18 protein-coding genes are annotated in these 22,621 nt (G+C 41.6%); 1 reads left to right on the top strand and 17 read right to left on the bottom strand.

Annotated features, from left to right (window positions below; all coding sequences use genetic code 11):
- Positions 1 to 103: 103 nt before the first annotated feature.
- From glgA to parE, 12 genes are all read right to left on the bottom strand, one after another.
- Positions 104 to 1,537, bottom strand: a complete 1,434-nt coding sequence (gene glgA / locus IGJ15_RS05725; RefSeq protein WP_231434819.1) for a glycogen synthase GlgA — start codon at positions 1,535 to 1,537, stop codon at positions 104 to 106.
- Entirely contained in the window at positions 1,534 to 2,685 is a 1,152-nt protein-coding gene (glgD, locus tag IGJ15_RS05720; protein WP_016610808.1) for a glucose-1-phosphate adenylyltransferase subunit GlgD, read from the bottom strand. The genes glgA and glgD overlap by 4 nt, the downstream gene beginning before the upstream one ends.
- The gene (locus IGJ15_RS05715; protein ID WP_016610807.1) at positions 2,675 to 3,817 is read right to left on the bottom strand and encodes a glucose-1-phosphate adenylyltransferase; all 1,143 of its coding nucleotides are present in this window, start codon (positions 3,815 to 3,817) and stop codon (positions 2,675 to 2,677) included. Before IGJ15_RS05715 ends, glgD begins: the two co-directional genes overlap by 11 nt.
- Before the next feature lie 31 nt (positions 3,818 to 3,848).
- Positions 3,849 to 5,795: a 1,4-alpha-glucan branching protein GlgB gene (gene glgB, locus IGJ15_RS05710; RefSeq protein WP_231434841.1), complete on the bottom strand. Its 1,947-nt coding sequence runs from the start codon at positions 5,793 to 5,795 to the stop codon at positions 3,849 to 3,851.
- Positions 5,796 to 5,972: 177 nt separating this feature from the next.
- Positions 5,973 to 6,380: a hypothetical protein gene (locus IGJ15_RS05705; RefSeq protein WP_060792227.1), complete on the bottom strand. Its 408-nt coding sequence runs from the start codon at positions 6,378 to 6,380 to the stop codon at positions 5,973 to 5,975.
- Positions 6,381 to 6,474: 94 nt separating this feature from the next.
- Positions 6,475 to 6,921: a hypothetical protein gene (locus tag IGJ15_RS05700; RefSeq protein ID WP_060792226.1), complete on the bottom strand. Its 447-nt coding sequence runs from the start codon at positions 6,919 to 6,921 to the stop codon at positions 6,475 to 6,477.
- Positions 6,922 to 7,117: 196 nt separating this feature from the next.
- Positions 7,118 to 7,927 (bottom strand): DUF1803 domain-containing protein, encoded by an 810-nt coding sequence (locus IGJ15_RS05695; RefSeq protein WP_081116407.1) that lies wholly within the window; start codon positions 7,925 to 7,927, stop codon positions 7,118 to 7,120.
- Positions 7,928 to 8,015: 88 nt separating this feature from the next.
- The gene (locus IGJ15_RS05690) at positions 8,016 to 8,945 is read right to left on the bottom strand and encodes a manganese-dependent inorganic pyrophosphatase (protein ID WP_086295537.1); all 930 of its coding nucleotides are present in this window, start codon (positions 8,943 to 8,945) and stop codon (positions 8,016 to 8,018) included.
- Positions 8,946 to 9,039: 94 nt separating this feature from the next.
- Complete coding sequence (gene pflA / locus IGJ15_RS05685) at positions 9,040 to 9,795, bottom strand: pyruvate formate-lyase-activating protein (RefSeq protein ID WP_010749400.1); 756 nt, start codon at positions 9,793 to 9,795, stop codon at positions 9,040 to 9,042.
- Positions 9,796 to 9,899: 104 nt separating this feature from the next.
- Positions 9,900 to 12,128, bottom strand: coding sequence for a formate C-acetyltransferase (pflB, locus tag IGJ15_RS05680; protein WP_010749399.1), 2,229 nt, complete (start codon positions 12,126 to 12,128; stop codon positions 9,900 to 9,902).
- Positions 12,129 to 12,397: 269 nt separating this feature from the next.
- Positions 12,398 to 14,860 carry a DNA topoisomerase IV subunit A gene (gene parC, locus IGJ15_RS05675; RefSeq protein ID WP_016610800.1) on the bottom strand — a complete coding sequence of 821 codons (2,463 nt, stop codon included), beginning with the start codon at positions 14,858 to 14,860 and terminating at the stop codon, positions 12,398 to 12,400.
- Between the two features lie 11 nt (positions 14,861 to 14,871).
- Positions 14,872 to 16,899 carry a DNA topoisomerase IV subunit B gene (parE, locus tag IGJ15_RS05670; RefSeq protein ID WP_074535153.1) on the bottom strand — a complete coding sequence of 676 codons (2,028 nt, stop codon included), beginning with the start codon at positions 16,897 to 16,899 and terminating at the stop codon, positions 14,872 to 14,874.
- A 284-nt stretch (positions 16,900 to 17,183) separates the two neighbouring features.
- Here parE and plsY point away from each other — a divergent pair, with 284 nt between their 5' ends.
- Positions 17,184 to 17,822, top strand: a complete 639-nt coding sequence (plsY, locus tag IGJ15_RS05665; RefSeq protein ID WP_015510003.1) for a glycerol-3-phosphate 1-O-acyltransferase PlsY — start codon at positions 17,184 to 17,186, stop codon at positions 17,820 to 17,822.
- 52 nt (positions 17,823 to 17,874) lie between these two features.
- On the opposite strand, the gene IGJ15_RS05660 is transcribed toward plsY, so the two are convergent.
- Genes IGJ15_RS05660 through xerC form a run of 5 tightly spaced genes read right to left on the bottom strand, consistent with a single transcriptional unit; the run spans position 17,875 to position 22,482 of the window.
- A complete protein-coding gene (locus IGJ15_RS05660) occupies positions 17,875 to 18,750 on the bottom strand; it encodes an aldose 1-epimerase family protein (protein ID WP_231434821.1) in 876 nt (291 codons plus the stop codon).
- An 11-nt stretch (positions 18,751 to 18,761) separates the two neighbouring features.
- Positions 18,762 to 19,553, bottom strand: coding sequence for a GTP-sensing pleiotropic transcriptional regulator CodY (gene codY / locus IGJ15_RS05655; protein ID WP_231434822.1), 792 nt, complete (start codon positions 19,551 to 19,553; stop codon positions 18,762 to 18,764).
- A gap of 13 nt (positions 19,554 to 19,566) precedes the next feature.
- The gene (gene hslU, locus IGJ15_RS05650) at positions 19,567 to 20,964 is read right to left on the bottom strand and encodes an ATP-dependent protease ATPase subunit HslU (protein ID WP_010749393.1); all 1,398 of its coding nucleotides are present in this window, start codon (positions 20,962 to 20,964) and stop codon (positions 19,567 to 19,569) included.
- A gap of 14 nt (positions 20,965 to 20,978) precedes the next feature.
- Complete coding sequence (hslV, locus tag IGJ15_RS05645) at positions 20,979 to 21,521, bottom strand: ATP-dependent protease subunit HslV (protein WP_005229630.1); 543 nt, start codon at positions 21,519 to 21,521, stop codon at positions 20,979 to 20,981.
- Between the two features lie 22 nt (positions 21,522 to 21,543).
- Positions 21,544 to 22,482 (bottom strand): tyrosine recombinase XerC, encoded by a 939-nt coding sequence (xerC, locus tag IGJ15_RS05640; RefSeq protein WP_081091721.1) that lies wholly within the window; start codon positions 22,480 to 22,482, stop codon positions 21,544 to 21,546.
- Between the last annotated feature and the right edge of the window lie 139 nt (positions 22,483 to 22,621).

The following is a 22,621-nucleotide window of genomic DNA, read 5'->3' as shown; positions in this document are numbered from 1 at the left end:
TTTTGCATTCAATTTATAAAAAAGAAGAATCCTTGCCGCCAAAATTGCTAGTCTTACAACTAGCAGTTCTGTTGCAGACAAGGATTCTTCTGTCTTAAAACAATCAAACTTTGATAGTATTATACAACTGGATATAAAGATCGGAACTTTGATTCCAGCTGAAATCTTTTTCCATTGCTTGCTTGACCAATACGTTCCACGTTGCCTGATCAGATTGATACAATTCGATCCCTTGCTTCAAGGCATTCATCAAGTAAAATGGTGAAAACTCTTGAAAGCCAAAGCCGGTACCTTGTTTCGTGATCGGATTATAGGAATCTACCGTATCTTTCAAGCCACCGATTTCGTGAACGACCGGTAATGTACCATAACGCATCGCGATCATCTGTGACAGTCCGCATGGTTCGAAGGCGGAAGGCATCAAGAAAAGATCCGCTGCTGCGTATAACTTTTGCGCCAATGCAATATCAAAAGAAATCGCGGCAGCACATTTGTCAGGATATCTCTGAGCAAAATAGCGAAAGCCTTCTTCAAAATCATGTTCGCCAGTCCCTAGTAAGATGAACTGAACATCAAATTGCAAGAGATTTTCCATTTCTTCAAGGACCAAATGGAACCCTTTTTGAGTGGTCAAACGGCTAACAACAGAAATCAATGGGACATCTTTACGGGTAGGCAAACCAAATTGTTCTTGTAGCGCTCGCTTGTTTTTAGCTTTTCCTGATAAATCTTCGACACTGAAAGGATAGTCCAAATGAGGATCGGTTTCTGGATCGTTCATTTCGTAATCAATTCCGTTTAAAATGCCGCTGAGTTTGCCGCTTTCCATACGTAAAATCACTTCAAGCCCACAGCCAAACTCAGAGGTTTTGATTTCTTCACTATAGGAAGGACTGACCGTCGTGATGCGGTCCGCATACAAGATTCCTGCTTTCATAAAGTTCAAGCAATCGTTTAAACGTAGTGTGCCATCATCGTATCTCTCAGTCCCCATACCAAAAAGATCTGGTAAAATATCGCGACTATACCACCCTTGAAACCCAATGTTATGGATCGTCAAAACGGTGCGTATGTTTTGATACGCTTGAATCCAATGATATTTTTCTTTGATCAAGAAGGGAATCATCGCCGTATGGTAATCATTGACATGCACGATGTCTGGAATAAATTCAATGCGTTCCATCATTTCGATCACGGCTAATTGGAAGAAAGCAAAGCGTTCCCCATCATCATAAAAATCATAGAGCCGTTCGCGGCCAAAATAGTAGAGATTGTCTATGAAATAATAGGTCACAGAGCCTAGAACTAATTTTTTGATCCCACAATATTGCTTGCGCCAGCCGACCGCCACTTCAAAGGAAAAACAATCTTCCATTTGCTCCTGGTATTCAGCAGGCATTTTCGTGAAATAGGGTAAGACCACAATCGTCTCGACGCCTTTTTTGACCAATTCTTTTGGTAATGCCCCTGCAACATCCCCTAATCCGCCTGTTTTAAAAAATGGGGCGCATTCCGCTGCTGTAAACAGAACCTTCATGCGCTTGCCCCTCCAATAACGTCTTGGGTCACATGAGAATTTTTCTTAATGACGATTGGCGTTTCTTTGGTTCCTTGCACTTTGACACCTTCTGCGATGGTCACATTTTTATCTAGGATCGCATAAGAGACTTCGGCACCTGCTTTGATCTCATTATTTCCGAAGATGATCGCTCCTTTGACTTTTGCTTCAGGATGGATCTTCGTGCGGCGGGCAACGAGTGACTGTTCGACCGTTCCTTCCACGATGCAGCCAGAAGCAAAGTGGCTATTTTTCACGTCAGATGTTTCTGAATAATACGTTGGCACTTCGTTTTTCAGTTTGGTATAGATCTTTTGATTCGAATAAAGCAACGACGTAAATTTATGCACATCGAGCATATCCATATTTGTTTGATAGTAAGAAGAGATGTCATAAATGTTACTTAAGTAACCTGTGTACTCATATAGACCTGTATTTTCAACAGCGATCATTTCTCGTAAAAATTGACCGAGGTCTGCCGTTGCGCCAACTTTTTGCCCCTCTTTTAGCGCAGCGATCAGACGATCTGTTTGAATGATAAAAATATCCGTACATAAGTTGACAAGGTCACTGACCTCACCTTTTTTCGCTTGGATCGCTTCTTCTAAGTGACCTTCACTGTCTACATTGAACAACAGATCACTTTCGCAAACATTGTCACTGCTGATGCGTTTGTATACGACGGTCATTTCATTGCCTTGTAGCTGATGGATTTTCAGCAAGGCACGCAAATCAATGTTGCATAAGACTTTGCTGCCCATAAATACGGTATGATCCGATTTGGATTTTTCCAAATAGTCGATGACATTATAATAATACTCTTGTCCTTCTGCTTGCTTTTTCAATGAGTCTTGGAACAGGTGAATAAAGAAACGATTTTGTACGCCGTCCAAGTTCCACTCTTTTCCGCCACCGATATGATCGAAGACCGACTGCGTTTCTCCTTCATTGAAAATCATATAGACTTGTTTGATATTGGCATTTTCGATACTTGAAAGATTAAAATCTAACAAGCGATATTTGCAGTCAAACAATAAAGTCGACAGCGGACGGTTTTCTGTTAATGGCATCAAGTCTTGGTATCGTTGCAGATTCCCTAAAATCGCACACATTTTATTAGTTCTCATCAATCGTCACCCCTAAAATTTCAGAATAGCCGACTACGGCAATTTCGTCTGTTCCATCGATCTCTGCATCGTCACCAATCACTGCATTTTCCCCAACGATCACTCGGTTTAATTTAACATTTCTACCGATCACCGCTCCAGGCATGATCACGCTGTCCTTGATCGTCGATCCTTCTTTCACCTGCACATTTTCTGATAAAATACTGTGCTCGATTTCCCCTGCAACATAACAGCCATCCATCACGAGAGAGTTTCTCGCAGCCCCGGTCTCAGTCACAAAATGTGGTGGTGCGATTGGGTTTTTAGAAAATACTTGCCAACTTTTATCCCGAATATTCAACTCCATTGCTGGATCAATAAATTCCATATTGGCTTCCCACAATGAATCGATCGTTCCTACGTCTTTCCAATAGCCAGAGAAGCGATAGGCAAAAACGTTGTCGCCGCTTTCGAGATAAGAAGGAATGACATGTTTCCCAAAATCGACCATTTCGCCATCTTTTGTATAGTTACTCAACAGCATACTGCGCAGACGACTCCAATCGAAAATATAGATCCCCATTGAAGCGAGATTGCTTTTTGGTTCGGCTGGTTTTTCATCAAATTCGATGATACGGTCATTTTTATCGGTGTTCATGATTCCGAAACGCGAGGCATCTTTCATCGGTACTTCGAGAACTGCAACCGTCAATGAAGCATCATTTTCTTTGTGTTTTTCCAGCATTTCTTCATAATCCATTTTGTAGATATGGTCCCCTGATAAAATCAAGACATATTGCGGGTCCATCTCATCGATATAAGCGATGTTTTGATAGATCGCATGGGCGGTTCCTTCAAACCATTTTTCGCCTTCTGAATTTGAATATGGCTGTAAGATCGTCACACCGGTACTAATTCCATCCAATCCCCAGCTTGCACCATTTCCGATATGGTTGTTTAGTGCTAATGGCTGGTACTGAGTGACAACACCCACATTTTTGATTCCTGAATTGACACAATTACTCAACGTGAAATCGATGATCCGATATCTGCCACCAAATGGAACCGCTGGTTTAGCAATATTCTTTGTTAATTTCCCTAATCGAGTCCCTTGTCCCCCTGCGAGGATCATTGCTAACATCTCTGTTTTCATTTCGTTTGGTGATCTACTCACCGTTCCCCCTCTACTCTTTTTTTTGTACTTTCTTTACTGCTTTTTTTCGAGTCATTTTGATTTTTTCTGGTTTGATGATTAAAGCCCCAAGTGCAGGCAAAATTGTTTTGATTTGATAGTCGTATTGCTTAAAAGGGGTATTACTGGTCTGGCAGTCTGGGTTATTCGCCACCCAAGTTCCACCAAATACATCCCGTTCCGTGTTTAAAATCTCGCGATACGTTCCTTCGTATGGCACGCCGATCGCAAAATCGTGACGCTCCACTGGTGTCAGATTGACAACCACGATCAAGAAATCTTTTTTCGTTTTTCCTTGTCGTAAGAAAGTCAATGTCGTTTCATCTAAGTTGTCTGCATCGATCACCATCAATGAATCTTCTTGATCATCCAATTCCCAAAGGGCTCGTTCTTCTTTGTATAATTCATTCAAGGTCCGGGTGAAGAACTGCATTTTTGCATTGAATGCGTCGTTTAAATCGACCCATTCAAGACCATGATCATATTTCCATTCTAAAAACTGTCCCCATTCACTACCCATGAATAACAGTTTTTTCCCTGGATGCATCATCATGTACGTATAGAGATTTCGTAGTTGTGAAAACTGTTTGTAGCGGTCTCCCCACATTTTGTGCATCAAACTTTTTTTGCCATGAACCACTTCGTCATGGGAGAGTGGCAAGATATAATTTTCTTGCATCCGATACATGAAAGAAAAAGATAAAAGGCTTAGATGATCTTTACGGAAAATCGGGTCCATTTCGTAAAAACGCAGGACATCATTCATCCAGCCCATATTCCATTTGTAGTCAAACCCGAGAGCGCCTCCTTCGACCATTCCTGTTATTTTGGTCTCGGAAGTACTTTCCTCTGCAATCATGACAACTGCAGGATGGGCTAACTTGATGACTGAATTGAGCTTTTGTAAGAAATAGTACCCTTCAAAATTCCGATTGCCCCCTTCGTGATTCGGTTCCCATGGACCTTCATCATAATCGCGATAGATCATGTTGGAAACGGCATCTACCCGAATACCATCAATGTGGTAAAATTCGATCCAGAACAATGCACTTGAGATCAGAAAGCTTTGGACTTGCGGTTTGCCTAGATCAAAGTTGATCGCACCCCAGCGAACATTTTTCGCACGGTTTTCATCCATGTATTCAAAGGTCGGCGTGCCATCATAATAGGCAAGACTGTCATCATTGACACAAAAATGTCCTGGCACCCAATCAACGAAGACACCTATATTTTCCAAATGACAAGCCTCTACAAAGTCTTGAAATTCTTCTGGTGTCCCATAATAGGAGCTAAGTGCAAAGTAACCAGTCAATTGATAGCCCCAGGAGGTTCCTAAGGGATGTTCCATCAAAGGCATAAATTCGATATGGGTGTAGCCCATTTTTTTCACGTAAGGAATAAGTTCATCTTTTAATTCGGAGAAGCGATAAGGGGTGCCATCTTCGTGGTGCTTCCAGGAGCTGGCATGAACTTCATAAATATTAAGAGGTCGATTAAATGTTTTTTGTCTTTTTTTCCGTCCTTGCCATAACCCATCCCGCCATCTTTTTTGTGGGATCGAATGCAACACGGCAGCAGTTCCTGGTCGAGCTTCAAAATGGACAGCAAAAGGATCGATCTTCAATACTTCTCGTCCATTTGATTGTTTTACTTTGTATTTGTAAAGCTGTCCTTCTTTTACTTGGTTGGTCTCAATTTCCCAAACACCGGATTCCGTCCTTTTGTTCATCGGCAAGGTATCCGTCCATTGGTTGAAGTCGCCAACAAGCCAAACTTGCTGAGCATTTGGTGCCCAAACGCGAAACACGTAGCCATCATCTACTTGATGGGCGCCTAAGAAATGCTGTACATAAAAATTTTCACCACTCAGAAAGTCTTTTTCCGCAGTCAGTACCTGTTGTTTGGTAACCACTCTCTCATCAGTCCTCCTCAAATTCATTTTGATCGCTGACTGAAATGCCAACGACCTTGTTACGCTCTTTCATCTTTTAGAAATCGTTTCAAATCAACTACATCTCTCTATCTAGCATAGCATAAAACACTGCGCTAGTAACGCAATAACCCTAGTTGCCAACAAATAATCTTTGACAGAAAAAAACAGCTTGAACGTATCTGTTCAACCTGTTTCAGCTCTACTTTTTAGCTTTTGGAAAATGAAGTATGTGACTACACTTAACTGAAACAAACTTGCCAAAAACAGGATGAAAACAACCATCACCGGAAGTGTCTCAGTTAATTCAACATATGCCAGCAGTGTCCCAAATGCAGAAGAGGCGGAGCAAAAACACCAGAATCGAAACCCATAAAAACTCGTCACTACGGTATAAAGACTAATGATCCCCAGTAAGAAAAACTGAGTAAACCGGTCAAATACCGTGTCGGTATAATAAATTTCACCTAACATGACTTGGATCGTACCAAAACTAGTTGGTACTTTATAAAGCGTCAGCAATGCACCGATCAAACTGAATGCACCAATCAAAAGATGACTGCCAGCTAAGCTGATTCGAATGTTTAGTTTCACGCGTCCTTCACAACCTTCAATCTTCGATCCTTTTATGAAAACAACTGCTTCAACAGCCGTTTTCTTTCTTCGCTAGAGCCGAAATCATCTTCTATTATTTTGCCTGCCAAAGCACTTTTACTTGTCCGTCAGTGTAAACTTTATAGGCTTTATTTACAGCAAATGATTTACCAGTGTGACCAATCAAGTAATAATTCCCATCACAGTCAAACTCAGTCTCACTCAATAGTTTATAACTCGTTACAGGACCATCAGCCATTTTCTTTGCTAAGTAACGCATGGCATGAGCTGGATTCACTAGATAGTTTTGCTTGACTAGCCAATCAATGATCACGGAAACGATCGTATTTGCCCCAAACCGTTCCTTTTGTTTTAACGCAAGAATGAGATCGCCATCAGAAAAACGCGTTTCATCGATCCCCGCTTTTGTAATTGCTTGTCGAGCAGCTTCTATTTCTGACATTGATACGAACGTAATCATTTCTGCTTTCGTTTTGTTTTGTTCCAACTGTTCAAAATCAACCGTTTTATATCCTTCCATTTTTATATCCCCTTTCAAAGTTCTAGAATCATCATATCATCAAGAAATCAAAACTCCAAACAAAACGATTGTTGTTTTTTAATTTTTATTCATCAAATTATCATTTGAAGAAATAAAAAAAAAGCTGCTAGAATCGAATCTAGCAGCTTTTAAATAGTTAGAAAATTTAAAACAAATAACATAATTATTAGAAATTCTAATTATTATTGAAATAAAGCGTATTGTATGAACCTGATTTTTTTGCCAAGTGAGCAATCACAAGCCGTTGGACGAACAGATCCTTTTCAGAAGTCTGATAACGACCGTTTTTTAGATTATCACAATTTATTTCTTCCAGCAAGAAATCTACCTCGGAACTAACGATTTTCAACTGTTGAAGTGATTCCAGAAAAATACTCGGACGGACTTTTTTGTTTTTACGAATGCGTTCAAGGATCACACTCACTTGGTCTAAGTAATAGACTGGATCGACATCACCGATCAAATCCATTAATTCATCATAGATCGCAAGAGTACGCAACTGTTCATTCGCTTCAAAAAAAGCCGGCAGTGTCGGTGGCCACTGTGTTTCTGAGTAAGAGATCAACTGAAACTGTTCATGGCTCAATGCATAGACCGCTCCTTGTTCAACCCCTTGCAGACAACCATAAAAGTATTTATTTTCAACACTTGACGAAGCAAAGCTTTTGATAAACCCAGCGATTTCTTGTGTTGACCAATTGCGCGCAGCTTGATAGAAATCATCACTTACTTGTATCTGCTGTTGATCATGTTCAGTATAGATGGGAAAGCCTAAATAATAGCGTCGTTCTTGACGGATGATCAACTTTTCTGCGATCAAGCGGTCAAGAATTTTATCAAATGAACCATCTGTAAACTTCGCTTTTAACGCTCGTAGTGTCGGCGGCTCTTGGCTATTTAATAGCTCCTCTACCAATTCATGGAATTTCGAAGATTCCAGTATCGGTTGCAATGAGCGAAAGTGGGGACTATAAAAAAATTTCACTGCGTGTACTCCTTATCCAAACAATCATGAAAAATGCTGGCTTGATCTACCAAAACAGATCTCACCAGCATTCAGACAGTTAGCTTAATTATCCTTCAAAAACCTCTGTTAATTGAGGTACGATTTGTTTTTTACGAGAAACGACACCAGGTAAAAACGCACGATTGTTGGTTAATGTCGTTTTAAAGGCTGCTTCTACTGGGGCAGTTGGTTCACCAACGACTAGCAGCTCAGAATTACTATCTAAGATATCAGTGGCAACCAGCAAGAACAGATCATAGCCATTTGCTGCCATTGAATCCTTCATAGCCGCTTCCAACTCTGCTTGACGGTCAAAGACTTCTTTTAGATCAACCGTGTTGACTTGTCCGATACGGATGTTTTTAGCACCCATTGGGAAGCTTTTGGCATCTAGGTCCAGCAATTCTGCTGCTGATTTCGTTCCAAGATTCGTACCAGCTTTTAACATATCTAATCCATAGACTTCCAGTTCTACATCTGCTATAACGGCTAGTTCTTTGGCTGCTGTTACGTCTTCGTCGGTACATGTTGGTGATTTAAACAACAATGTATCAGAGATGATCGCTGAGAGCATGATTCCTGCGATCGCTTTTGGAATTTCCACTTGATTTTCTTTGTATAATTTCAACACGATCGTACTTGTACAACCGACCGGCTCTGCACGATAATACAGTGGATTTGCCGTTTCAAAGTTAGCGATACGATGATGATCAACTACTGCCAATACAGTGACATCCGTAATATCCGCTGCACTTTGTTGAAATTCATTATGATCCACTAACATTACTTCTTGGGTTTCCTTTGCCACTGAATCGATCACCCGAGGGGCAGTTAGGCCAAAGGTATCTAACGCAAATTGTGTCTCTTCATTCGGTGTACCAAGCGCTACTGCTTCACAATCTTTTCCAAGTTGATTTTGTAAATTTGCAAAGGCAATTGCTGCACCAATGGCGTCGGTATCAGGATTTTGATGACCGAATACTAATATTTTCGACATTTCTTCATCGCTCCTATTTCAATTGATATTCACTTTCTAATCATAGTAAAAAAACAGGAAAGAAGCAATAGCAATCTCTTCTTTCCTGTTTTGATCAACGGGTTAAGTAACCTTTATAGTCGTCTACATGAAGCAAACGCTTGGCATTTTTCACCCGATCTTCTGTTGGTGGTTCGATCCCTTCAAGGGGATATTTCAAACCAAGCTCATCCCACTTGTATTTCCCCATCGTGTGATAAGGCAAGATCTCTACTTTGTCGACATTCTTCAGTGTTTTGATAAACTCATCCAAACGGATCAAAAATTCATCATAGTCGCTTCTAAAAGGAACCAGCACGTGACGAATCCAGACAGGTTGATTGATCTCTGAAAGATAATTCGCCATATCCAAAATATTATCATTGGATTGAGTAGTTAGCTCTTTATGGGCTTTGTTATCGATGTGCTTGATATCAAACAATAACAAGTCAGTAACGGTCATCAGCTCTTGAAACTTGCTAAAAAATGGTTCTTCCCGTGTAAATGGTTTTCCACAAGTATCTAATGTCGTGCTGACACCTTCTGCTTTGGCTTTACGAAACAGATCGATCAGAAAGTCCATCTGAAGCAATGGTTCCCCACCACTGACGGTGATCCCACCTTTTTGTCCCCAGAATTCGCGATATTTCAATGCCTCTTCTAAGACATCATCAGTCGTTCGTTCGACACCGGTGCCAATCTTCCATGTATCTGGATTATGACAAAACTGGCAACGCATGCGGCATCCTTGCATGAATACAATAAAACGGATACCTGGTCCATCTACTGATCCAAAACTTTCTGTTGAATGTACTTGTCCTGTTACTGCCATAATGCTCTTCCTTTCTTCGAAACGACGGATGACCACGCTCCGTCTGATACTTTCAAAACAAGAGGCGGCGGATTTTCCCGTCCGCCGCCTGAAGTTGTTGCTTATTACATTGCTTCGTGCATTGTACGAGCAATCACGTCATCTTGTTGTTCTTTTGTTAATTTAATGAAGTTTACTGCATAGCCAGATACCCGAATCGTTAATTGTGGGTATTTTTCTGGGTGAGCTTGCGCATCAAGCAATGTGTCACGGTTAAATACGTTGATATTTAAGTGGTGACCACCTTTTGCTGCATAGCCATCTAGCATTGTTGCTAGGTTTTCTTGTTGTGTTTCGTCGTCACGTCCTAATGCTTTAGGTACGATTGAGAAGGTGTTTGAAATACCATCTAATGAGTAATCATATGGTAATTTCGCAACTGATGAAAGACTTGCCAAAGCACCATGCGTATCGCGACCATGCATTGGGTTTGCACCTGGAGCAAATGGTGCGCCTGCACGACGTCCATCAGGAGTGTTCCCTGTTTTCTTACCATAAACCACGTTAGAAGTGATAGTAAGGATCGACGTTGTGTGTTTTGAATCACGGTATGTTTTCGTGCGTTTTACTTTTTTCATGAAGGCTTTCAACAAGTTGACTGCGATATCATCTACGCGGTCATCATTGTTTCCGTATTTCGGATAATCGCCTTCGATTTCGTAATCTTCAACAATGCCGTTTTCATCACGGATCGTACGAACTTTGGCATATTTGATCGCTGATAATGAGTCAACTGCAACAGAGAAACCAGCGATACCAGTAGCCATCGTACGTAAAATGTCTGTATCTTGTAGCGCCATTTCAATGCGTTCATAAGAATATTTGTCGTGCATGTAATGAATGATGTTCAATGTGTTCACATACAGATCACAAATCCAGTCCATCATTGTGTCATATTTTTCCATTACTTCGTTGTAATCCAAGTATTCAGAAGTAATTGGTTGGAATTTTGGTCCAACTTGTGCTTTTGATTTTTCATCGACCCCACCGTTGATTGCATACAACAATGTTTTCGCTAAGTTGGCACGAGCACCAAAGAATTGCATTTGTTTCCCGATGCGCATTGCGGATACACAACAAGCGATTCCGTAGTCGTCGCCCCAATGTCCACGCATCACATCATCATTTTCATATTGAATCGCTGATGTTTGGATCGACATTTTCGCACAGAATGTTTTGAAGTTATGAGGCAAACGTGTTGACCATAAAACAGTCAAGTTTGGTTCTGGCGCTGGACCTAAGTTTGCTAAAGTGTGTAAGAAACGGAAGCTGTTTTTCGTTACCATGTGACGTCCGTCTTCACCCATACCAGCGATTGATTCAGTTACCCAAGTTGGGTCACCAGAGAACAGTGCGTTGTAATCAGGCGTCCGAGCAAATTTCACAAGACGTAGTTTCATGACGAAATGGTCAACGATTTCTTGTGCTTCTTCTTCAGTGATCACGCCATTTTTCAAATCGCGTTCAACATAAATATCAAGGAAAGTTGACGTACGTCCCAATGACATTGCTGCACCATTTTGCTCTTTGATAGCTGCTAAGTAACCAAGATATAACCATTGGAATGCTTCTTTCGCCGTTTGAGCAGGTTTAGAGATATCAAATCCGTAAATGTTTCCTAATTCTTTCAATTCGCTTAAAGCACGAATTTGTTCACTCAATTCTTCACGTTGGCGGATAATGTCTTCAGACATCGTTCCGTTTCCGCAATACAATAGGTCTTGTTGTTTTTCTTTGATCAAGAAGTCCACACCGTATAATGCCACACGACGGTAGTCACCAATGATTCGGCCACGGCCATAAGCATCAGGAAGACCTGTGATTACACCAGAACGGCGCGCTGCTCTGATTTCAGGTGTATAAGCATCAAAAACTCCTTGGTTATGTGTTTTACGGTAGTCACGGAAAATATGTGAGACTTCCGCATCAATTTCATAGCCGTAAGATTCTGCTGCTTGTTCTGACATGCGGATGCCGCCAAATGGTTGCAAGCTGCGTTTAAATGGTTTTTCCGTTTGGAAACCAACAACTGTTTCTAAGTCTTTGTCTAAGTAGCCAGGTCCATGAGAAGTGATCGTTGAAACGACTTTTGTATCCATATCCAATACGCCGCCAGCTTCACGCTCTTGCTTGTTCAGTTCCATGACTTGATCCCATAGCTTCGTCGTTGCTTCAGTAGCATCTGCTAGGAATTCATCTGTTCCGTCATAAGGTGTGTAGTTTTCTTGGATGAAGTCGCGTACGTTTACTTCTTCTTTCCAAGTTTTTCCTTTAAATCCATTCCATTGTTCCATTTGATGGACCTCCTTAAATTTTCTGTTCACTAATGTAACAGCTTTACGTGAACAGTATAACACACACCTTAATGATTGCAAGCATTTTCAAGAATTATTTTTAACAATTTATTTTTTTTTAAGATATTAATTACTAAAAATGTTGATTTATAGGTATTTATTAAATGTGAAACTTTTATTAAAGTACCTTTTTCGTTAATGTGAAAGATTAATTATGAGAAAAAAAACAACCCTTCTGTACTGGTACAGAAGGGTTGTTTTGTTATAATTTATAGTACAGAATCCTCTGCGATTGCAGGACTGATTTGAGTTTTCACTTCGTAGATTTGTCCCCCTGTTTTCTCATCCATGATAAATGAGCCGTTGGAGGTCCGATCATTGATCGGGATTTGGTTGGTGATCACTTCAAAGGATTGTCCTTTTTGATTCGTCACTAGCAGTTGCTGATTTTCCCCACTGCCCATATAGACGACGCGATGAGGATTTTTCTTCAATTCCCGCAAGACCATCAATCCGCGCTTCGCCCGACCTAATTGGTTGATTTCTTGAGCCAACATTCGTTTTGCTGCGCCACGTTGGGTGATCAAAACGATCGGTGTATCCCCTTCTGAATAAACGAGCAACCCATTGATAAGATAATCATCCGCTTTAAGGTTCATCGCTTTGACCCCAGCTGCTTTTGGTCCCACAACAGGCACTTCATTAAGCGGGTAGCGTAAGCCAAAGGCAAGATGACTGACTAAGAATACATCCATTTCTTCCGTTTGATCCGTCAAAAAGACGTTGACCAATTCATCTGATTCATCTTTCAGCTTCATGATCGTCATCGGCCGTGTTTTATAGGTGCGCCAAGGTTCAAATTCCGTCATTCGTGTCTGTTTGATCATACCGTTTTTACTAATCAGCACGAAATTTTTCAATGGATCGATCTCTTTGTAGGCAAAGACCCCAATGATCATTTCATCTTGCGCCAGTGTCATGACTGTTTGCGAAATATGTTCCCCTAAATCTTTCCATTTTAAATCAGGTAATTCATGGACCGGTCGATAGATCGTGTTCCCTTTATTAGTAACCAACAACAGGTGATCCAACGTGTTCATTTGATTACTGTAAAGTAAAGAGTCGCCTTCTTTCATGCCGATCTCTTCTGGTTTTGAAGCACCGTAAGAACGCAAGCTGCTGCGTTTGACATAGCCGTCTCTTGTGACCGTCACGACGACTTCTTCTTGGGCGACCAAGACTTGTGTTTCGATCTTGATTTCTTGAATTTCTGCTTCGATCTCAGTCAACCGCGGCGTCGTATATTTTTTCTTGATCTCTCGCAGTTCTTTCTTGATCACTTTCAGCAATTCATTTTCTTCATTCAAAATTGTTGTCAATTCAGCGATCGTTTCTGCAAGTTCTTTTGCTTCTGCTTGCAATTGTGTAATGTCCGTATTGGTCAAGCGATACAACTGTAAGTTCACAATGGCTTCTGCTTGTTCTTCGGTAAAACCATGTTGAACCACCAGATTATTTTTGGCATCTTTTTTGTCTTTACTACCGCGAATGGTAGCGATCACCTCATCAAGGATCGACAAAGCTTTGATCAGCCCATCAACGATATGCTGTCTTTTTTGCGCTTTTTGCAGCTCAAAACGACTGCGTTTTTCGATCACTTCACGGCGATGTTTGATGTAGCTTTCTAAAATCCGCTTTAATCCGACTTGCTGAGGACGCATATTGTCGATTGCCACCATGTTGAAGTTGTAGTTGATCTGCAATTCGGTATTCTTAAATAAATAATTTAAAATCCCTTGCGCATTTGCTTCTTTTTTCAGCTCGACAACGATCTGCAGTCCAGTACGATCTGTTTCATCTCGTACTTCAGCAATCCCATCAATGCGTTTATTCAAACGGATCTCATCCATTTTTTTAACTAAGTTGGCTTTATTGACCTCATACGGGATCTCATTGATGACGATTTGCTGTTTGCCGCCTTTGATGTCTTCGATCTTGGTTTTCGAACGCAGGATCACTTTGCCTTTGCCTGTTTCATACGCTTTTTTGATTTCTTCTTTCCCTTGTAAAATGCCCCCTGTTGGAAAATCAGGGCCAGGAATGTACTTCATCAGCTGATCCAAAGAAGCTTGCGGATGGTCGATCAAATAGATCGTTCCATCGATGATTTCCCCTAAATTGTGGGTAGGGATCTCCGTTGCATAGCCAGCTGAGATCCCAGTTGAGCCATTGACTAACAGATTCGGGTATTTTGCTGGTAGAACAGTTGGTTCTTTTTCAGTATCATCAAAGTTCCAAACCAATTCCACGGTGTTTTTTTCAATATCTTTTAATAGCTCACCACTTAATTCCGAAAGCCGTGCTTCCGTATAACGCATGGCAGCTGGCGGATCACCATCCATACTCCCGTTGTTCCCGTGCATTTCAATCAAAATCTGACGTAGCTTCCAGTCTTGACTCATGCGGACCATTGCTTCATAGATACTCGAGTCCCCATGGGGGTGAAAATTCCCCATGATATTTCCGACAGATTTTGCTGATTTGCGGAAGCCTTTGTCATAGGTATTGCCGTCTTGGTTCATAGCAAATAAAATCCGCCGCTGAACCGGTTTTAACCCATCACGAATATCTGGCAATGCCCGTTCTTGAATAATGTATTTGGAATATCGACCGAAGCGATCTCCCATCACTTCTTCCAATGTCAATTCTTGTATATTGCTTTTGTGTTCCAAGAGACCACCTCCTATTCCTTAACTAACTGTTTGCTGTCTGCTTGTTCGGTATCCATTAATTTTTCATCAACTAATTCAGGTACCGTATCTTCTTTTTTATCCAAAATACTGCCATCTTCTTCTAAACTAAATTGAACATGACTTTCGATCCACTTCCGACGAGGCTCTACCTTGTCCCCCATCAAAGTGGTGACGCGACGTTCTGCTTGGGCAGCATCATCGATCCGTACCCGAATCAGTGTCCGCGTTTCTGGGTCCATGGTCGTTTCCCACAATTGGTCGGCATTCATTTCTCCTAACCCTTTGTAGCGCTGTAGGAGATAGCCTTTGCCGATTTTTTGGGTCAGTTTGCTTAGTTCATCATCGGTCCAAGCGTATTCGACTACTGCTTTTTTCCCTAACCCTTTTGACACTTTGTACAGAGGCGGCAAAGCAATGTATACTTTCCCCGCTTCGATCAAAGGTTTCATATACCGGTAGAAAAAGGTTAAAAGCAGCACTTGGATGTGCGCCCCATCGGTATCCGCATCGGTCATGATGATCACTTTATCATAGTTGCAGTCTTCAATTGAAAACTCTGGGCCAACACCGGCACCGATAGTATAGATCATCGTATTGATTTCTTCATTTTTCAAAATATCCTGCATCTTGGCTTTTTCAGTATTGATGACTTTGCCTCGCAATGGCAAGATGGCTTGGAACTTGCGGTCTCGTCCTTGCTTTGCTGAACCACCCGCAGAATCCCCCTCCACCAAATACAATTCATTTTTCTTAGGATTACGAGATTGCGCAGGTGTTAATTTACCAGAAAGCAGTGACTCGCCTTTTTTGCGTTTCTTTCCAGTACGGCTTTCTTCTCTCGCCTTTCTGGCAGCTTCACGGGCCTCTCTTGCCTTGATCGCTTTACGAACCAGCATTTGACTCATTTCACTGTTTTCTTGTAGATAATAGCCTAGCTGCTCACCAATCACATTGTCTACCGCATTTCTTGCTAAGGGTGTCCCTAATTTCCCTTTGGTCTGTCCTTCAAATTGCAAAAGATTTTCTGGCACGCGGATCGACAGAACTGCCGCTAACCCTTCACGGAAATCACTGCCTTCAAGGTTCTTATCTTTTTCCTTCAACAAATTGACCTTGCGGGCATACTCATTGAAGGCTTTGGTCATTGACGTCTTCATCCCAACTTCATGGGTACCGCCATCTTTGGTACGTACATTGTTGACAAAGGACAAGACGTTTTCTGAATACCCATCATTGTATTGAAAGGCAAGCTCTACTTCGATGGCTTCTTTCGTGCCAGAAAAATAAACCACTTGGGTCAAGGTATCTTTTTCTTCATTTAAATAATCAACAAATTCTTTGATGCCTTCCTCATATAAAAAGACTTCATGAATCGGTTCTTCCCCACGTTCGTCCGTCAGGGAGATTTTGACCCCTTTCAACAAGAACGCTGATTCTCTCAAACGTTCAGCGAGAATCTCATAGGAGAATTTGGTTGCCGAAAAGATTGTATCGTCTGGTTTGAACGTAACGGTTGTTCCCGTTGGTTTACGGGTTTTGCCGATTTTTTTCAAAGTACCTGCTGGTTTCCCGCCGTCTTTGAAGCTCTGTTTGTATTCGATACCGTCTCGAACGATGACCACTTCTAGCCAGCTGGATAAGGCATTTACAACACTGGCACCAACCCCATGAAGGCCGCCAGAAGTTTTGTAGCCGCCTTGGCCAAACTTTCCGCCAGCATGTAACACGGTGAAGATCACTTCAACAGTTGGGATTCCAGATGCATGTGTCCCGACCGGCATTCCCCGACCATTGTCTCGAACACTGATACTATTGTCTTTATGGATCGTAACATCGATTTCATTGCCGTATCCTGAGAGTGCCTCATCAACCGCATTATCGACGATTTCATACACTAAGTGGTGCAAGCCGCGGCTATCGGTCGAGCCGATATACATTCCTGGCCGTTTTCTTACTGCTTCCAGACCCTCTAAGACCTGAATGGAAGCATCATTATATTCTGTGGTTTTCTTTGCCAAACCCACCGCTCCTTTAATCTTGATCAGTCCTTTTCTAATGCTGAAAGGACTGCAAAAAAAATCTTAACACAAAATACGCTTTTTTCAAGCGAACATTTTTCTAAACTATCTTATCCTTTTTCCTTTGTTTGCACAAGCTAGAGTCGCAAAATGGCTTGTTTGTGTTTCACAGCTCTGAGAAAAGCTGTTTTTATTCTTTGTCTGACCAGCGAAAGATTTTCTTATTGTTGGAAAGGCGTTTTCATGCTAAAATTGCCCTAGCCTTGCAAAGAAAGTTGGTTATTATGAATACGATTCTTTTATTTATTGTTGCTTACCTTTTAGGTTCGATCCCCTCTGGTGTTTGGATTGGCCAACTGTTTTTCAAAAAAGATATTCGCCAATTCGGCAGCGGCAATACGGGAACGACCAATACATTTCGCGTCTTAGGAAAAAAAGCCGGCATCGTTGTTTTATTGATGGATATCTTAAAAGGAACTTTGGCGACCAGCTTGCCAGTCATCTTTGGTCTCCATACTGTCAATCCGCTCTGGTTTGGGGTCTGTGCGATCTTAGGTCACACCTTCCCGATCTTTGCCAAATTTAAAGGCGGCAAAGCAGTGGCGACAAGTGCTGGGATGCTCTTAGGATACAATCCGCTCTTTTTCATTTATTCTTCATTGATTTTCGTTATCTGTCTTTATGTGACAAGTATGGTGAGCCTGACCAGTATGATCGCGGCGTGTTTGATCACCTTATCGACGATCGTCTTGCCTTTTATCGCTCCTGCGATCTTGCCTGAGCAAAATTGGCTGCTGACCTTCATTGCGATCGGCGTAACGATTTTTATCTTTATTCGCCATCGTGAAAACATTACCCGCATCAAAGATGGGACCGAAAGTCGGGTACCCTTTGGACTGAATAAGGGTCAAACGAACAAATAAGCAGAAGCTGAGAAAAGTCATTGCGCTTTTCCCAGCTTCTTTTTTCATACGTTTATTTAACTGTGATGGAGTACTTTGTTTCAAATAATTCTTCAGGTGGAAGTGCTTGAATCCCCAGCTTCTCTGACAGCTCACCGGAGGCTTCTAGCGTATCTGCGATGCCGCACCATGGTTCAATACATAGAAATGGCGATTTCACTGGATATGTGGACCAAAAACCGACATACGGCATATTATTGTAGCTTAACGTGATACTATGAGGCGATTTTTCACTGCGAATCGAGTAGGAATGTAATCCTTTCGTTTCATAAACTAGCGCATCATTTGCAAACATGTCATGGGTCAAGCGTAGATCCGTATTCGTTTGACCGAGTGTGCGTTGCTCATAATCAATATAGTTGCCTTTTAACGGCAATTTCACTCGTGATTTCTTTGGAGAAAAAGAAAGATAATAGTCTTCAAAAGTCAGCCCTTTTTCAAGTGGGACGTTGAATGCAGGGTGTCCACCAATGGAGAAGAATAGTTCTTTTTGACCGCTATTCTTCACTTGGTATTTGACGACTAAACCATCACCGCCTAATTCATAACTGACATACAGCTGAAAATCAAACGGATACTTTGCTTTGGTTTCAGTCGAACTTTCTAGTAAAAACAAAGCGTAATCTGTGCGTTGTTCAACGACAGTAAATAACATGTCTCTGGCAAATCCATGACGAGGCAAATGATAACTCTTGCCCTCATGTTGATAGGTGTCCTCTTTTAACGCACCCACGATCGGAAATAAGATCGGTGCATGCTTTCCCCAGTGGTTTGGATCAGCTTGCCAAATATATTCAAGGTCATTGCTCGTATCGACTAAGCTTTGCAGCTCAGCCCCTTTTTCTGCAATCTTTGCTTGCAGATGACCGGCCGTGATGGTAACTGTCATGGTCTCATCTCCTAATATTGATGTTTCGTCAATTCCTCTTTAAAGCGGCTGTTAAGCACTTTTAAGTAGGTGCCTTTCATCCCCAAAGAGCGGGATTCAATAATACCGGCAGACTCTAATTTACGCAAAGCGTTCACGATCACCGAACGGGTGATACCGATACGGTCAGCGATACTTGATGCGGTCAAACGACCTTCGTCTCCTTCTAATGCCTCAAAAATTGCTTGAACAGCTTTTAGCTCACTATAAGAAAGCGTGTTGATCGCCATTTGAACAGCTGTGGTACTGCGAACATCTTCTTCGATACTTCGGGATTTTTGGTACAAGAATTGCATACCAACAACTGTCGCACTGTATTCTGCTAATACCAAATCATCATCATCAAAGGACTTATCGATTCTGGAAAGAATGATCGTCCCTAAGCGTTCTCCTGCACCGTAGATTGGTACGATGGTTGTTAGTCCGTTGGGATACAGCTCGCGGCCTTCCACAGGAAAAGCCGTCATATCGTTACTGATCGGCACATTGGCTTCTGTGGAAGTCAGGTGATCGACTAAATCTGTATAATTTTTAGGAAACTGTTTTTCGACAAACATTTTTTTGATGCGCTCATTATTGACATCATGGTTCTCAACAAAACCTAACACGCTGCCGTCGACGCTAATAATATACGCATTGCTGTCTAGGATGTTTCCTAAAATGACAGCCATTTTGTCGTAAGGCAAATCAGAAGCTAAATTAAAGGTGTTTTTTTGCTGCAATAATTCATTGATTTGTCTTGTCTTTTCTAATAATGTTTTCATTGGTCCGCTCCCTTTATAAAATATACCGGCTTAAGTCTTCATCTTTTGCGATTGACGCAAGTTTTTCTTCCACATACGCTTCTGTGATCGTGATTTCACCCATTTGCATCTCAGATGCTTCAAACAATAGATCTTCAAGTAGTTTCTCCAGGATCGTATGCAAACGACGGGCTCCGATATTGTCGGTATCGCGATTCACTTGATACGCGATTTCGGCAATTTTTTCGATGGCTTCCATCGTAAAGACCACTTTGACATTCTCGGTTCCTAACAAGGCAACGTATTGTTTGACTAAGGCATTGTTTGGTTCCGTTAAAATTTTAACAAAGTCTTCCTTCGTCAAGTCATCCAGCTCCACGCGGATTGGGAAACGCCCTTGCAACTCAGGGATCAAATCGCTTGGTTTTGATAGATGGAATGCGCCTGAAGCGATAAAGAGAATATGGTCGGTTTGTAACGTTCCATATTTCGTATTGACTTGTGAGCCTTCAACGATCGGCAAGATATCTCTTTGCACCCCTTCACGAGAAACTTCTCCTGATTGCTGTGATTTCGAAGAAACTTTGTCGATTTCATCAAGAAAAATGATGCCGCTAGATTCCGCCAAACGTAATGCTTCGCTATGAATATCCGCGTCGTTGACCAGTTTGGAGGATTCTTCTTGAATCAACAATTCCCGCGCTTCTTTCACGGTTACTGTGCGTTCAATTTTCTTTTGCGGTTTCAATGCACCTAATGTTTCATTCAAATCAATGCCCATTTGTTCTAAGCCATTGTTCATCATTGGCGCTTGATTTTTCGGTTCATCGACTTGGATCGTCACTTCTCGGTTATCCAAAAGGCCTTTTTCTAATTGTTCAAAAATCGCTTGGCGATTGCTGCGAATCTCATCTGTCAATTCTTCTTTTGGTTCTTCTGGTTGTTGTGCGGCGTTGAACATATTCATCATTTGTTCATAAGGATTGGTGTTCTTTTTCTGTTCCTTTTTAATACCAGGAACTAAGACTTTTACTAAACGACGATTGGCTTTTTTCTCCGCTTGGATGCGTACGTTTTTATATTGTTCTTTTTTCACGATTTGGATCGCGTTTTCTACAAGGTCACGAACCATCGATTCTACGTCTCGACCGACATAACCGACTTCTGTGAATTTCGTTGCTTCTAGCTTAACAAAAGGCGCATCAACGATTTTCGCTAGCCGTCGCGCAATTTCCGTTTTCCCAACGCCCGTTGGTCCAATCATCAAAATATTTTTTGGTGTGACATCTTGCTGCATTTTTTCATCTAATTGCAGACGGCGGTAACGATTTCTTAAAGCAACCGCCACTGATTTTTTGGCATTGGTTTGTCCAACGATGTATTCATCTAATTCTTTCACGATCTCTCGTGGTGATTTGTTTTGATTTGTCATATCGTCATCCCTCTTTAAAACTCTTCTACAATGATATTGTGATTTGTAAAGACACAAATGTCTGCTGCGATATTCAAGGCACCTTCAGCGATTTCTTTGGCAGATAGTTCACCGCCATAACGTTTCATCGCACGGGCTGCCGCCAAGGCATAGTTTCCACCTGAACCGATAGCTAAAATCCCTTCATCTGGCGAAATGACCTCACCTGTCCCAGAGACTAAGAGCATCTCCTTGTCATTCATGACGATCAGCATCGCCTCTAATTTTTGCATCGATTGCTGCGTCCGCCATTCTTGTGCCAACTCTACTGCAGCTCGTTGCAAGTTTCCGTTGTATTCATTTAGTTTTCCTTCAAATTTTTCTTCCAAGGTAAAGGCATCTGCCACACTACCGGCAAAGCCAACGATCACTTCACCGTTGTATATTCGACGGACTTTCCGAGCGGTTCCTTTCATAACGACCTGTTCTCCCATCGTTACTTGTCCGTCACCGGCCATGGCAAACTTGCCATCTTTTTCAACCGCACAGATGGTGGTTGAATGAAATTCTGACTTCATTTACGTTCCTCCTGTACCAATTTTACGCACGTGGATGAAATTGGCGATAATTTTTTTGTAAACTGTCTTTGGTGACATGCGCATAAATCTGTGTCGTCGATAGATTGGCATGCCCCAACAATTCTTGAACGGTCCGCATATCGGCGCCGTTGTTTAATAGATGGGTCGCAAACGTATGCCGCAGCATATGAGGATGGATTTTACTGTCTAAACTGCTTTTTCGGATGATTTGATTCAATACATACTCGATCCCAGTTGCAGTGATCCCATCACCAAGATGATTCACGAAGAGAACCTCGTGTTCCTTGTTCTGCTTTGCCATCAGCTGCTTGCGTCCTGAGGTAAGATAGCGCTTGACTGCCGCTTGTGCGTAACTGCCGAAAGGAACATAGCGATCTTTGTTGCCTTTTCCGTGGATCAGCAAAACGCCGCTTTCCCAATCGATCGCGCCCAGCGTCAGACTGCTACACTCGCTGACCCGCAGACCTGAACCGTAAAGGACTTCTAACAATGCTTGATTGCGCTGTTGTAATGGCTCATCACCAGCGACACTTTGAAAAAGAGCATCCATTTCCTTTTCATAAAAAAAACGCGGCAATTTAGCGTTTTTCTTTTTTAAATGAATGTAGGCGAAGGGATTCTCTTTGACGATCTCATGCTTGGTTAGAAATTGGTAGAATGAACGCAAGCTAGCCATTTTCCGACTGATGGAATTACGGCTATACCCTCGTTCCGTCAAATAGCTCAAATAGACACGAACATCACGATACTCCACCGCTAACGGGTCTTCATTGCCAGACTCTTTCAAGAAGTGAAAAAAATCGCTCATATCTTCTTGATACGCTTTTTTTGTCTTTTCCGAATACCCTCTTTCAACAATAAGATAACGAAAAAACTCTTCTTGTAATTGATCCGTTTGCAAAGTAACCCCCCTTTTCATGATTCGAAATAACTTTAGCATAGACCACAAAAAAAAACAAATGAATTGTCAGAATTTAATCAATATTTCAAAGTTTAGACATAATTGTGAAAACTTTCTAAGAATCTTCGTAAGATTCTTATCATTCTTCAGAAAGATCACTCAAAAGAGCCATAAAAAC

The sequence above is a fragment of the Enterococcus sp. AZ079 genome (assembly GCF_050547255.1).
Lineage (GTDB): Bacteria > Bacillota > Bacilli > Lactobacillales > Enterococcaceae > Enterococcus_D > Enterococcus_D casseliflavus.
Note: the sequence above shows the minus strand (reverse complement) of the source record. Positions and strands in the feature narration are given on the sequence as shown.